Here is a 13,649-nt window from a genome sequence, read left to right on the forward strand (position 1 = left end):
ACTTGCCGGAAGCGAGGCCCCTGACCGTGGGCAGGTCCGGTCGGCCCTCGAGGGGCGACCCCGGCCATCTGCCGCAGGAACCCGAACTGCCGGGTGGCTGGGACCTGTCCCGGTGTCTCTCCCTGGCCCGCGCCGACCTGGACCGGATCAGCGGGCGGATGCGTGAGCTGGAGCAGCGCATGGACGGCGCCGACGCGGACGAACTGCCCTTGGTCCTGGACGAGTACGCCGCGCTCCAGGAGGAGTTCGCCGCACGCGACGGGTGGCGCTTCGAAGCCCGCGCCGAAGAGGTCTTCGAGGCACTCGGTCTGCGCCGCCTGCCGCCCGCCCGGCTCGTCCGCGACCTGTCCGGGGGCGAGCGGGCGCGTCTCAGTCTGGCGCTGCTCGTCCTGCGACGGCCGCCCGCGCTGCTTCTCGACGAGCCGACGAACCATCTCGACGACGCGGCGGCGGACTGGCTCGCGGGATGGCTCCGCACGTACCCCGGGCCGTGCCTGATGGCCTCTCACGACCGCGATCTGCTCGACAGCGCCGTCACCGGCCTGATCGATCTGGATGGCCCGGAAGGAACCGCGGTCCGCTACGGAGGACGGTACGGGGCCTACACCGCCGAACAGGCCGCGGCACGGCGACGCTGGGAGACCCGTTACCGCGCGTGGGAGGAACGGCTCGCCGCGGCCAGGGCGCGACTCTCCCGCGCCAGTGTGACGGCGCGTGGCTACCGGGGGCCACGCGACACCGGGAAGATGGAGTACGACGCCCGGGCGGTCGGCGCGCAGGCGGCCGTCTCGCGGCAGGCGCGTTCGGCCAGGGAGGAGATCCGGCGCCTGCACGCCTCCTCCGTTCCCAGGCCTCCGGCGCCGTTGCGTTTCCGGGCGGCCGGCCTCGCCGACGGCCCGCCCACGACGGACACCGGTGACGGCCCGCTCGTCGAGGCCGAGGCCACCGAAACACTCGGCGGCATCCGCCTTCCGCCGGTGGTCCTCCAGGGCACGGACCGCGTCGTCGTGGTGGGCCCGAACGGTGCGGGCAAGTCCACTCTGCTCCGCGTCCTCGCCGGAGAGTCGCCTCCGTCCTCCGGTACGGTGCGTCACCGGCCGGGCCTGCGAATCGCGCACCTGCCGCAGGAGAGCCACTTCCCCGCCGAGACCCAGCCGTTGCTGCGGGCCTTCGCCGAGACGGTGAACGCCGCGGAGGACGAAGCCGCTGAGCAACTCCTCGGCCTCGGACTGTTCCGGGAAGAAGACCTGCGGGTGCCGGTGGGTTCGCTGAGTGTGGGCCAGCGCCGTCGGCTCGATCTGGCTCGGCTGGTGAGACTCCAGCCGCACGTGCTGCTCCTGGACGAGCCGACCAACCACCTCAGCCTGCCACTCGTGGAGGACCTCCAGGCAGCGCTCGACGACTTCCCCGGCCCGGTCCTCACCCACGACCGGCGGCTGCGCCGGGTCGCGGGACGGCTGATCGACATGGGAGAGGCCGGCTCCTCGCGTGGCGGCCCCGCCATGTCACCGGAGGGTCGGACGAGGAGAGATCGGTAGCGGGCGCGGCGGCGCCGGGGGAGGTCGAGGGTGCGAGGTCGGGGAGGGCCGGTCGTACTGCTGGTCGTCCTACCAACCTGTCCGGACAGCACACCTGGGGCCGGCCCTCAAGCAGCCGTCGTCTTCGGCTTCCGTATCCGCCGCCACAGGCCGGGCGCCGCGCTGATCAGCAGGGTCAGCGCGACCGCCGCGACCACGCCCTCCCAGGGCTCATCGAACAGCGAACCGCCGAGGATCCCGATCAGCTGGTACGTCACCGCCCAGGCCAGGCAGGCCGGCAGGTTGCCGCGGGCGAAGCGGCGCAGCGGCCACTTCGCCATCAGGCAGGCCAGCATCACCGGGATCCGGCCCGCCGGCACCAGCCGGGACAGCACGAGCACCGCCACCCCGTGCTCGGCGAGCTTCTCCTGGGACCGTCTGAGGCGGTCCTCGGGGGCGCGCGAGCGGATCGCCTCCAGCCAGCGCGAGCCGTTCTTCGAGCCCATCCCGCGCCGCCCCAGCCAGTACAGCGCGATGTCACCGAGGAACGCCGCCGCCGAGGCCGTCACGAACACCAGCGCCAGTGAGAACGGAGCCGTCTGGTGGAAGGCCACCACGGCCGCCGAACTCACCAGCGCCCCCGTCGGCACCACCGGCACCAGCGCGCCGATCAGCACCAGCAGGAACAGCGTCGGATAGCCGATCGCCTGCTGCGCCGTCTCGTGCGGCACGGTCGCCGGGGCGGCCGCGAGCCAGCTCACCGGGCGACCTCCAGCCGCACGCTCTCCCCGTGCCCGAGCCGGTGCACCGACACCCGCGGCGCGTGCTCGGCCGCCAGGCGCACGAACTCGTCGCCCGGCGCGTGGAACTCGTGCGGGCGCACCGCGTCCATCCCGATCGGCCAGTACGTGCCGTAGTGCACCGGCACGGCACTGAGCGGCGCGAGGCGGGCCAGCGCCTGCGCCGCCCGCCCCGCGTCCAGGTGCCCCTCACCGAGGTACGGCCCCCAGCCGCCCACCGGCAGCAGCGCCACGTCGACCGGCCCGACCTCCTGAGCCATGTCGTCGAACAGCCCGGTGTCCCCGGCGAAGTAGGTGCGGGCCTCGCCCTCGACGACGTAGCCGAGTGCGGGGGAGCGGTGCGGGCCCAGCGGCAGCCGCCGGCCGTCGTGCCGGGCGGGCACGGCCCGTATCAGCAGGTCGCCCACCCTGGTTTCGTCCCCCGCAGCCACCTCGCTCACCCGGAGATGAGTGAGCCGGCGCAGCCCCGGTACCGCCCGTGGTGCGCCGCGGGGCACGAGCAGGCGCGTGCCCGCATCGAGCCGCGCCAGCGACGGCACGTGCAGATGGTCGGCGTGCAGGTGGGAGACCAGTGCGACGTCCGCGCGCCGGGCGCCGGGCGGCGGCAGCGCGCCGCGGCGGCGCCGCAGATGCGCGAGCCGCCGCGCGAACAAAGGGTCGGTGAGCACACGCATGTTCGAGTCCTCGACCGTGCAGGTGGCGTGACCCCACCAAGTGATCTCCACCGGCACCTCTTTGCCTCCTTCGCGCGACTCCCCGAAGCCTACGGGCAGGAGTAGGGTCGGCGGCGAAACCCGGAGGTGAGGGGGACTTCATGGGAGAGGTTCGCGGTGCCCACGGCACGTCCTCGCCGCTGCGTGTCACGGCGATCGCCAGTCTGACGCCGCTGGAGGAACTCGACGACGACCCCTTCCTGGTGGACTCCCGCAGCCAGCACGCCATGTGCGCCCGCTGGGCCGCCGAGCGGGGCTACGTCGTCACCCGCGAACTCCTCGTGCGCGGACTGCGGTACGACCACTGCGTCCTGTGGGAGGGCGTCGGACCCGGCCGCGACCTGTTCGTCGCACCGAGCCTGCGCGTGCTCAGCAGCGCGCTGTCGTCGGTCGACGAGTTCACCGCCGAGTGCGCGCGGCGCGGGGTGCGCGTGGAGACGGTCGACCGGGCGGAACCGTCGTACGACGCCCAGATGAAGGCCCGGGTGCACCGCCGGCTGTCGATGCCGACGGCCGGCTACGACGGGCGGTAGCGGGCCCGACCAGGGGGCGGGGCGGCGAGGTGGCGGCTCTGTCAGTGCCGTATGACAGTCTTGGCTGAAGGCCCGCATCGACGACGGGCCCGGACGTGAGGTGTACGGGGCGTGCGTGGAGGGCGTTGGCGGCGGGTCGCCAGTCAGGTCGGGCGGAGCGTCGCGGTGTGGGCCGTGTCCACCCTGACGATGCTCGTGCTGGCCGGCATCCTGCCGGACTTCCGGCTCCAGTCCGCCGACGGCGACAGCGCCACCCGGATCGCCGCCACCGCGGCCCTCGGCGCCGGCGCCTTCGGCCTGCTGTCGGCCCTCGTGTGGCCCCTTCTCGTACGGCTCCTGCTGCTGGTGCCCGCGCTCGTGCTCGGCCTGCTGGTCTTCTTCCTCAACGGCTCGCTGCTGATCCTCGCCCTGCGCATCGTCCCCTCCGGCGACAGCGAGGCCGCCCCCGAGACGGCCGTCATCGTCGCCGCCGTCATGTCCGCCGTCGCCTCCGCCACCGGCGCCGCCCTGGCCGTCCGCGACGACGACGCCTACCGGCGCCGCCTGTACCGCCTCGCCGACCGCCGCCGCAGAACCCTGCCGCCCGGCCCGACCAGCCCCGGCACCGTCTTCCTGCAACTCGACGGCGTCGGCCACGACGTCCTGCTCACCGCGGTCGGCCAGGGTCTGATGCCCACCGTCGCCCGCTGGCTCGACGGCGGCGACGGACGCCGCCCCACCCACCGGCTCACCCCGTGGCGCACCGACTGGTCCAGCCAGACCGGCGCCAGCCAGCTCGGCATCCTGCACGGCAGCAACCACGACATCCCGGCCTTCCGCTGGTACGAGAAGGACCGCCGCGAAGTCATGGTCTGCAACCGCCCGACCAGCGCCGCCGAACTCCAGCGCCGTGCGGTCGCGGCCACCGGCGACGGCGGACTGCTCAGCGCCGACGGCGCCAGCCGCGGCAACCTCTTCTCCGGCGGCGCCGACGAACAGGCCCTCGTCCTGTCCGTCGCCGGCCGCCGCAGTCGCGAGAACCGCTCCAGAGCGGGCTACTTCGCCTACTTCTCCGACCCGGCCAACGCGGTGCGCACCGCCCTGTCCTTCGTCGCCGACGCCGGCCGCGAGATAGGCCAGTCCACCCGGAACCGCGTGCGCAAGGTCCGCCCCCGGGTCTCCCGCGGCGGCCTCTACCCCTTCATCCGCGCCTTCGCCACCGTCGTCGAACGCGACGTCGTGGTCGCCGCGGTCATGGGCGACATGCTCGCCTGCCGCACCTCCGTCTACGCCGACCTCGTGGCGTACGACGAAGTGGCGCACCACTCCGGGCCGTTCAGCCGCGACGCCGAGAAGGTCCTCGAACGCCTCGACCGGGCGCTCGCGCTCATCGAGAACGTCGCCGAGCACGCCCCGCGCCCGTACCGCATCGTCGTGCTGTCCGACCACGGCCAGAGCCCCGGCGAGACCTTCCGCACCCGCTACGGCCTCACCCTCGGCGACCTGGTCCGGGCCGGCTGCGGGCTGCCCGTACCGCGCAAGGCCGAGCGCACCCACAGCGGCGCCGAGGCCCGCGCCGCCGTCCGCGCCGCGCTGCGCCGGCCCGTCGAGGAGGGCGGCGAGCAGCACCGGCCCTCGCACCGCCGCTCGGAACCGATCGTGCTGGCCTCCGGCAACCTCGGCCTGGTCTCCTTCCCGGACGTCCCGCACCGCATGAGCAAGGAGGAGCTGGACGCCCGCCACCCCGCCCTGCTGACGACCCTCGCCAACCACCCCGGCATCGGCTTCCTGCTCGTGCGCAGCGAGGAGCACGGCGGGGTCGTCCTCGGCCCGTTCGGCACGGAAATACCGCTGGACGAGCTCGACGACAACCCCGGCCCGCTCGCCGACTTCGGGCCCGGCGCCGCCGACGTCGTCCGCCGCACGCACTCGTTCCCGCACACCGCCGACATCATGGTCAACTCCTGGTACGACCCCGCCGAGGGCGAGGTCCTCGCCTTCGAGGAGCAGATCGGCTCGCACGGCGGCCTCGGCGGCGCCCAGGCCAAGCCGTTCCTGCTGTCGCCGCTCGCCTTCTCCGCACCCGTCGAGGACGGCGAGGAACTAGCCGGCGCCGAGCACATACACCGCGTGCTGCACCGCTGGCTGCGCGAGTCGGACGGCCCGCAAGTCCCGCTGCCGGCACGCCAGGAGCGACGCGCCGCCTGAACCCAGGTGGAAAATCGGCTGCGCCCGTCGATCGCCGCGCCCAGACTGTTCGTATCGGACCTCGCGCACCAGCGAGCCCTTCTCGAACACCCCCAGGAGTTGCTGCGTGCAGGCAGCCGTCACCGTCACGCCCGCCCGTATCCCCGAACTGCTGCTCGGCCTCGCCACCGTGCGGCCGGTCTTCGTCTGGGGCGCCCCCGGCATCGGCAAGTCCTCCCTGGTACGGGAGTTCGCCGCGTCGCTCGGGCTGGAGTGCGTGAGCCTGCTGGGCACCCAGCTCGCCCCCGAGGACCTCATCGGCGTGCCCCAGATCCGCGACGGACGCTCGGTGTTCTGCCCGCCGGAGACGATCGCCCGCGACGAGCCGTACTGCCTGTTCCTGGACGAGCTGAACGCGGCCACACCGGACGTGCAGAAGGCGTTCTACTCGCTGATCCTGGACCGCCGTATCGGAAACTACGAACTCCCCGCGGGCTCCATCGTGATCGGCGCCGGCAACCGCGCCACCGACAACGCCCTCGCCCGCCCCATCGCCTCCGCCCTCGTCAACCGGCTCACCCACGTGCACCTGGAGGCCTCCGCCAAGGACTGGCTCGTCTGGGCCGCGGGCAACGGCATCCACCCCTGGATCGTCGACCACCTCACCGACCGGCCCGACCACCTGTGGTCCAAGCCGCCCAAGACCGAGGAGCCGTTCTCCACGCCCCGCTCCTGGCACATGCTCTCCGACGCCCTGCACTCCTTCGGCCAGGACCTCGACGAGGAGACCCTGAAGGTCCTGGCGCACGGCACGCTGACGCCCGCGCACGCGACCGCGTTCTGCGGCTACGTCAAGATCGTCCGCAGCCGGTACGGCATCGAGGCGATCCTCAAGGGCGACGCCCGCTGGCCGAACCGCCTCCAGGACCGCGACCTGCTCTACTACCTCGCCGAGTCCTTCCGCGGCCGCCTCATCAAGGAACTGCCCGCGAGCAAGGACCACATGTCGGCGAACGGCCGCCAGGCCGCGTACCGCGCCAAGTCGCTGCTCGTGCAGCTCGCCGAGATCTCCGTCGAGGTCGCCCAGAGCGTCATCGCCTCCGACACCGACGGCAATCCGGTGCTGCCCGCCTGGTTCCTGGTGGAGGCGGCGCGGGACATGCCGCGGCTGGTGGAGGCGCGGCGATGAGCCGCACGCGGTCGAAGGGGCAGAAGAAACGGGACCTGGCGGGGGAGGCCTTCGCCGAGGGGCTGCGGCTCGTGCGCGCCAACCCGGCGCTGGCCGCCGTCGACTTCACGGTCTGCCGTGAGGAGAACTGCGCCCTGGCTCCCCGCGACGGCCTCGTCCGCGTCGACTCCGACGGCACGCTGCACGCCCATCCCGACCTCCCCCACGCTCGAACAGGCTCGCGCGGGGGCACCCCCACCGCCGACCCCGCCGCCTGGGCCTGGTCGCTCGCCCACGCCGCCCTGCACCTCGGCTTCGGGCACGTCCCGGCGGCCAAGGGCGACCGTGTCCAGCCCGACCGGTACGAGCTCGCCGCGCGCTGCACCGTCGTCAACCGCTTCCTGCTGACCTTCCCGGTCGGCCGCGCCCCGGACCGGCTGCCGCTGTCGTACCCCGACGGCGACGAGGAGCAGCTCGCCGCGCGCTGGCGACGCGACGGGCTCCCGGCCGCCTACGAGCGCTGCGGCACAGCGGGCCCGGAGCCCGACCAGATACTCCTGCCATGGGTCTGGTACGGCCGGCAGATCCCCGACTGGCAGCTGGCGTTCGCCACCGCCCTGACCCGGACCGTCTCCGCCGCGATGGACATGGCGGGCGGCCGCCGCGACCGTCTCGACGGCGAGGCCGCCGACCGCCGCCCCTGGGAGGAGGCCCTGAGCTGGTTCATCTCCTCGTATCCGCTGCTCGGCGGCATCGCGGCCGGCATCAAGCTGGTCGCCGACGCCGAACTCGCCCGCGCCCACGGCATCTGGGTCGCCGCGGTGAACGCCCAGGCGGCGGAGATCTACATCAACCCCCTCCAGCGGTTCGAGGACGAGGAATGGCGGTTCATCCTCGCCCACGAGATGCTGCACGCCGCCCTGCGCCACGGCGACCGCTGCGGCACCCGCGACCCGTACCTGTTCAACATCGCCTGCGACTACGTCATCAACGGCTGGCTCAGCGAGATGCAGGTCGGCACGATGCCCGAGGGCCTGCTGCACGACCCGGACCTGACCGGCCTGTCCGCGGAGGAGGTGTACGACCGGATCGCCGGCGATCCGCGACGGATGCGCCGCCTGGCCACCCTGTGCGGCAAGGGCCGCGGGGACATCCTCGGCGGCCCGCTCGGCTCGCCCCGCGACTACGTCGACCTCGACGAGTTCTACCGCCGGGGCCTCGCCCAGGGCCTCGACCTGCACCAGCGGCAGGCACGCGGCTTCCTGCCCGGCGGACTGGTCCAGGAGATCCGCGCGCTGAGTCATCCGCCGCTGCCCTGGGACGCCCGACTCGCCCGCTGGTTCGACGAGTTCGTGCCCCGCCCCGAGCCCGTACGGTCGTACGCGCGTCCCTCGCGCCGCCAGGCGGCCACGCCCGACATCCCGCGCGCGGGCCGGTACTTCCCGCCCGAGGAGATCGCCCGCTGCACCTTCGGCGTGGTCCTCGACACCTCCGGCTCCATGGACCGGGTCCTGCTCGGCAAGGCACTGGGCGCGATCGCCTCCTACGCCGAGGCCCGCGACGTACCGGCCGCACGGGTCGTCTTCTGCGACGCCGCCCCGCACGACGCCGGGTATCTGCCGGTCACGGAGATCGCCGGCCGGGTACGGGTGCACGGCCGCGGCGGCACCGTGCTCCAGCCCGGCATCGACCTGCTGCACCGCGCGGACGACTTCCCGCCCGGCGCACCGGTCCTCGTCATCACCGACGGCTGGTGCGACGTACTGCGGGTACGGCGCGAGCACGCCTATCTGATCCCGCAGGGAGCGCGGCTGCCGTTCACCGCCCGCGGTCCGGTCTTCCGGGTGAGTTGAGCCGGAGTGTGATCGGATGGGGTCCGTAACCCGGAACCGGGATCATTACGAAAGGAAAGACCGTGGCTACCACGCGCTCCGCACACACCGTCTGGGAAGGCAACCTGCTCGAGGGCAACGGTGTCGTCACCTTCGACTCCTCCGGCGCCATCGACCAGCAGCCGGTGACGTGGGCTGCCCGCAGCCAGGAGCCGAGCGGCAAGACCAGCCCCGAGGAGCTGATCGCGGCCGCCCACTCCAGCTGCTTCTCGATGGCGTTCTCGCACGCCCTCGCCGGCGCCGGCACTCCGCCCACCAAGCTCGTCGCCTCCGCCGACGTCACCTTCCAGCCCGGTGAGGGCATCACCGGCATCCACCTCACCGTGGAGGGCACGGTGCCCGGCCTCGACGAGGACGGCTTCGTCGCCGCCGCCGAGGAGGCCAAGGTCAACTGCCCGGTCAGCCAGGCGCTGAAGGCCGTACCGATCACGCTGTCGGCGAAGCTCGCCTGACCTGACAGGACATCTTCGGAACCTGACAGGACATCTTCGGACAAGACATCGCGCAGGCCGCCGTGGTCGGGTGGCCTGCGCGACGTCGGTTCAGGGCCGTGGGGCAGGGTAGGAACAGGACGGCGTCGGAAGGACTTCGATGGTGACGGGAACGGCCGGTGGCGCGACGGTGCTTGACTCCGCCACTCGCGAACTCACCCGCGTACTCCTGCTGTTCAGCCTCGACGGGCGACTGCGCCCGGAGAGCTCCCCACTGGGCGGTCTCGTCGACCGGCTCGACTTCGGCCGCTTCGAACCGCACCTGAGGTCGGGCGAAGCGGTGCTCCCCGTGCCGGTCCTGGCCGAGCGCGTGACACCCGAGGAGATCGAGCTCCCGCACGGCGACCACGGTCTGGCAATCGCCTCGGCCGAGGTGATGGTCCTCGCCACCCCGCGCGGCGACGTGACGCTCCTCGTCGACTGCTCGTTCGCGGACCGGACCGCACCCGACGCCCTCGCCTCCTGGCTGGCGGACACCTGCTTCGACCGCAGGCGGATCACACTCCGCGGCCGGCCCATGCTGGACGTGCTGAACGAACGGCTCGCCCGGCCGGCGCCTCTCACCTTCGGCCAGAACGTGCACCAACTCGTCTTCCCCGGCGGACAGTTGCTGCGCGACCTGCTGAGCACCGGCGTCGACGACGCGGCCCGCAGACCCGCCCTGCTGAACGAGATCGTCTACCGCGGCCGGATGCCGGTGAGCGACACCGCGGACCTCGACGACGCCATGCCGCCCAACCTCACGAACCACGGCCTCACCCTCTCCGCCCACGGCCGCGGTGTCTCCGTCCAGGCCGGCTGGGCCCCGCACGTGGAGAACGGCCTCGCCCTGGTCGCCGTCGGCATGATCTCCGCCCTCGCCGTTCTGCAGCGCACCCGACTGGCCGCCTTCGAGACGATGCGGGCCAACGAACGGGCCACGACGGACTCCCCGTACGAGATCCGCTCCCTCATCTCCCGGCTCTCCGCCGGCGTGAACGAACTCCAGCTGGACCTGGCCTTCGGCGTCGAGGCCTACGTGGACAGCCTGCTGATCCCGGAGATGCTCATGGAGCGTTTCCAGTCCTCGCTGGGCGACGCCCTCGGCATCCGCGACAGCCTGGAGAACTCCGCCCGCATGGTCGAGCGGCTGACCTCCGTGATCAACGCCCGCTCCGCCGCCCTGGACGCCGAGCTCGCCGAACGCGGCGACCGCCGCGACCGCATCGTCTCCGCCCTCGTCGCCGCCGCCACCCTGATCGCCCTGCCGCCCACCCTGCTGCTGGCGTTCTTCGGGACCAACAGCACGAACGTCCACCCCGACCGTTCCATCCTCGACCTGCGGGTGTACGGCACGGCGTACGCGCTGGCCTGGCTTCCCTTCGTGATCCTCGCCGTGATCGGATACGTCCTGCTCAGACGGGTCAGCAGACGCTCCGGCAGCCTCCTGTCGCAGCCCGACGGCCGCCCCTTGCCGGTGCCCGCGCCCCGAGCCCCCTCCGGGAGGTGACCCGCCGATGCCGCGACGACCCGCCGTCTCCGCCCACCGGGGAGGATCCGAACGAGCCGGCTCCGCCACCTGGGAGGCGTACGAGGACGCGATCCTGTCCGGCGCGGAGTACGTCGAGTTCGACATCCGGCGCACCGCCGACGGTGTCCTCGTCGTCTACCACGACCCCCGGGTGGCGCACACCGGCCCGCCGCTGTCCCGGATCACCCACGCCGAGCTGAGCGAGCGCGCCGGATACGCCGTACCCGTCGTCGACGACGTCATGGCCCTGATCGCCGGGAAGCTCGTGGGGCACCTGGACCTGAAGGAAGTGGGCTACGAGCGCGACGTGATCGACCGGGCGGTCACCCTGCTCGGCGCGGACGGTTTCGTCGCCACGACCCTGGAGGACCGTTCCGTCGCCGCGATCACCCAGGCGTACCCGGCCGTCCGCACCGCCCTGTCCCTGGGCCGCGACCGCAGGGAGATCGGCTCGGCACGCCTGGCCGGCACCCGGCTGAGCGAGCTGATGCCCATGCGGCGGGTGCGCGCCTGCGGTGCGAGCGGGGTCGCCGTCCACCAGCGGCTGGCCCGCGCGGGCGTGCTGCGCGAGGCGGCCCGGCACGGCCTGTTCACCATGGTGTGGACGGTCAACGACGACCTCCCGATGCGGGCGTTCCTCGCCGACCCCCGGGTGGACGTGCTGATCACCGACCTCCCCCGGCGGGCCGTCGCCCTGCGCGGCGGGCGGCACGACGAGCGCCCCCTGGGGTACCCGGCTCCATGACGAGCGTCGGCCACTGAGGAAGACGACTGAGAAGGGCCACTGAGAAGGGCGACCGAGAAGGGCCCTGAGGAAGAGCCACCTGTCGGCAACCCTCTTGACAAGAGGCCACTCAAGTTTTGTGCTGGAGTGCGGGAGGCTTCCCGGCGGAAGGGGACAGCGATGGGACGTGCGGTCGGAATCGATCTGGGCACCACGAACTCGGTGGTGGCCGTCCTCGAGGGCGGCGAACCCACCGTCGTCGCGAACGCGGAGGGGGCCAGAACCACACCGTCGGTCGTGGCCTTCGCCAAGAACGGCGAGGTGCTCGTCGGCGAGGTCGCCAAACGGCAGGCCGTGACGAACGTCGAGCGCACCGCCCGCTCCATGAAGCGACACATGGGCGACGGGAACTGGCGCTTCCCCGAACAAGGTTCGATCGACGGTACCCGCTACCGGGCGCAGGAGTTGTCCGCGCGGGTGCTGCAGAAGCTCAAGCGGGACGCGGAGTCCTATCTCGGCGAGGACATCACGGACGCCGTGATCACCGTCCCCGCCTACTTCGACGACGCCCAGCGGCAGGCGACGAAGGAGGCCGGTGAGATCGCCGGCCTGAAGGTCCTCAGGATCATCAACGAGCCGACCGCCGCCGCCCTCGCCTACGGCCTCGACCGCGGCGAGGAGCAGACGGTCCTCGTCTTCGACCTCGGCGGCGGCACCTTCGACGTGTCGCTGCTGGAGATCGGCGACGGGGTCATCGAGGTCAAGGCCACCAACGGCGACACCCACCTCGGCGGCGACGACTGGGACCAGCGGATCGTCGAGCATCTGATCAGGAAGTTCAAGGGCCAGTACGGCATCGACCTGGGCAACGACAAGATGGCCGTGCAGCGGCTGCGCGAGGGCGCCGAGAAGGCCAAGATCGAGCTGTCCAGCTCGTCGGAGACGACGATCAACCTCCCTTACATCACCGCCTCCGCCGAAGGCCCCCTGCACCTCGACGAGAAGCTGACCCGCGCCCAGTTCCAGGAGCTCACCGCCGACCTCCTCGACCGCTGCAAGACCCCCTTCCACCAAGCGGTCAAAGACGCCGGCATCAAGCTCTCCGTGATCGACCACGTCATCCTCGTCGGCGGCTCCACCCGGATGCCCGCCGTCACCGACCTGGTCAAGGAACTCACCGGCAAGGACCCGCACAAGGGCGTCAACCCCGACGAGGTCGTGGCCGTCGGCGCGGCCCTCCAGGCGGGCGTCATCCGCGGCGACGTCAAGGACGTCCTGCTGCTCGACGTCACCCCGCTGTCCCTGGGCATCGAGACCAAGGGCGGCATCATGACCAAGCTCATCGAACGCAACACCACGATCCCCACCCGCCGTTCGGAGATCTTCAGCACCGCCACCGACAACCAGCCCTCGGTCGGCATCCAGGTCTACCAGGGCGAACGCGAGATCGCGGCCTACAACAAGAAGCTCGGCGTCTTCGACCTCACCGGCCTGCCGCCCGCCCCTCGGGGAGTGCCACAGATCGAGGTGGCCTTCGACATCGACGCCAACGGCATCATGCACGTCTCCGCGAAGGACCTGGCAACGGGGCGCGAGCAGAAGATGACCGTGACCGGCGGCTCCGCCCTCCCCAAGGAGGACATCGACCGCATGATGCGGGAGGCCGAGCAGTACGCCGAGGAGGACCGCAAACGCCGGGAGGCGGCCGAGACCCGCAACCAGGCCGAGCAACTCGTCTACCAGACCGAGAAGTTCATCCGCGACAACGGCGACAAGATCCCCGCGGACACCAAGGCGGAAGTGGAGTCCGCGGCCACGGAACTGAAGCAGCTCCTGGACCAGAACGCCGAGACGAGCGCTCTGCGCACCGGCGTCGAGAAGCTCGCCACCGTCAGCCAGAAGATGGGCCAGGCGATGTACGCCTCCGCCTCCGACTCCGGCGGCGCGACCGACGCGCAGGGCGCGTCCGACCAGCGGGGCACCTCGGACGAGGAGGGCGTCGTGGACGCGGAGATCGTCGACGACGAGAAGGACACGAAGGGCGGCGCCGCCTGAAATCGGAATTTCTCGGACTGTTTGTCCTCATATATGCCGTTCGGGTGAAGGTGGAAGGATTAGGCATGTACGGGCCTCTG

The 13,649-nt window shown here is 72.2% G+C and carries 11 protein-coding genes; 9 read left to right on the top strand and 2 right to left on the bottom strand.

Annotated features, from left to right (window positions below; all coding sequences use genetic code 11):
* Nucleotides 1-26: 26 nt before the first annotated feature.
* Complete coding sequence (locus Q4V64_RS45755) at nt 27-1,538, top strand: ATP-binding cassette domain-containing protein (RefSeq protein WP_301184469.1); 1,512 nt, start codon at nt 27-29, stop codon at nt 1,536-1,538.
* 107 nt (nt 1,539-1,645) lie between these two features.
* Here the strand turns inward: Q4V64_RS45755 and Q4V64_RS45760 are convergent, their stop codons facing one another.
* Both Q4V64_RS45760 and Q4V64_RS45765 read right to left on the bottom strand, forming a co-directional pair.
* Nucleotides 1,646-2,278 (bottom strand): DedA family protein, encoded by a 633-nt coding sequence (locus Q4V64_RS45760; RefSeq protein WP_124437862.1) that lies wholly within the window; start codon nt 2,276-2,278, stop codon nt 1,646-1,648.
* Complete coding sequence (locus Q4V64_RS45765) at nt 2,275-3,048, bottom strand: MBL fold metallo-hydrolase (protein WP_124437861.1); 774 nt, start codon at nt 3,046-3,048, stop codon at nt 2,275-2,277. The genes Q4V64_RS45760 and Q4V64_RS45765 overlap by 4 nt, the downstream gene beginning before the upstream one ends.
* Before the next feature lie 83 nt (nt 3,049-3,131).
* Here Q4V64_RS45765 and Q4V64_RS45770 point away from each other — a divergent pair, with 83 nt between their 5' ends.
* The 8 genes from Q4V64_RS45770 (at nt 3,132) to dnaK (ending at nt 13,569) form a co-directional block, all read left to right on the top strand.
* Nucleotides 3,132-3,563, top strand: a complete 432-nt coding sequence (locus Q4V64_RS45770; RefSeq protein ID WP_124437860.1) for a hypothetical protein — start codon at nt 3,132-3,134, stop codon at nt 3,561-3,563.
* A gap of 111 nt (nt 3,564-3,674) precedes the next feature.
* Entirely contained in the window at nt 3,675-5,750 is a 2,076-nt protein-coding gene (locus Q4V64_RS45775; RefSeq protein WP_124437859.1) for a phage holin family protein, read from the top strand.
* A gap of 106 nt (nt 5,751-5,856) precedes the next feature.
* Nucleotides 5,857-6,918, top strand: coding sequence for a MoxR family ATPase (locus Q4V64_RS45780; RefSeq protein ID WP_124437858.1), 1,062 nt, complete (start codon nt 5,857-5,859; stop codon nt 6,916-6,918).
* Entirely contained in the window at nt 6,915-8,750 is a 1,836-nt protein-coding gene (locus tag Q4V64_RS45785) for a hypothetical protein (RefSeq protein ID WP_124437857.1), read from the top strand. Before Q4V64_RS45780 ends, Q4V64_RS45785 begins: the two co-directional genes overlap by 4 nt.
* Before the next feature lie 62 nt (nt 8,751-8,812).
* Nucleotides 8,813-9,241 carry an OsmC family protein gene (locus tag Q4V64_RS45790; protein ID WP_124437856.1) on the top strand — a complete coding sequence of 143 codons (429 nt, stop codon included), beginning with the start codon at nt 8,813-8,815 and terminating at the stop codon, nt 9,239-9,241.
* A 139-nt stretch (nt 9,242-9,380) separates the two neighbouring features.
* Complete coding sequence (locus tag Q4V64_RS45795; protein ID WP_124437855.1) at nt 9,381-10,769, top strand: hypothetical protein; 1,389 nt, start codon at nt 9,381-9,383, stop codon at nt 10,767-10,769.
* A 7-nt stretch (nt 10,770-10,776) separates the two neighbouring features.
* Entirely contained in the window at nt 10,777-11,535 is a 759-nt protein-coding gene (locus tag Q4V64_RS45800) for a glycerophosphodiester phosphodiesterase family protein (protein WP_124437854.1), read from the top strand.
* A 159-nt stretch (nt 11,536-11,694) separates the two neighbouring features.
* Nucleotides 11,695-13,569 carry a molecular chaperone DnaK gene (gene dnaK, locus Q4V64_RS45805; RefSeq protein WP_124437853.1) on the top strand — a complete coding sequence of 625 codons (1,875 nt, stop codon included), beginning with the start codon at nt 11,695-11,697 and terminating at the stop codon, nt 13,567-13,569.
* Nucleotides 13,570-13,649 lie beyond the last annotated feature (80 nt).

This window comes from Streptomyces sp. NL15-2K, from assembly GCF_030551255.1.
Lineage (GTDB): Bacteria > Actinomycetota > Actinomycetes > Streptomycetales > Streptomycetaceae > Streptomyces.

Coding starts and splice junctions, on each gene's coding strand:
- Q4V64_RS45800 (WP_124437854.1), top strand. CDS start 10,777: ATGCCGCGACGACCCGCCGTCTCCGCCCACCGGGGAGGATCCGAACGA.
- Q4V64_RS45795 (WP_124437855.1), top strand. CDS start 9,381: ATGGTGACGGGAACGGCCGGTGGCGCGACGGTGCTTGACTCCGCCACT.
- dnaK (WP_124437853.1), top strand. CDS start 11,695: ATGGGACGTGCGGTCGGAATCGATCTGGGCACCACGAACTCGGTGGTG.
- Q4V64_RS45785 (WP_124437857.1), top strand. CDS start 6,915: ATGAGCCGCACGCGGTCGAAGGGGCAGAAGAAACGGGACCTGGCGGGG.
- Q4V64_RS45770 (WP_124437860.1), top strand. CDS start 3,132: ATGGGAGAGGTTCGCGGTGCCCACGGCACGTCCTCGCCGCTGCGTGTC.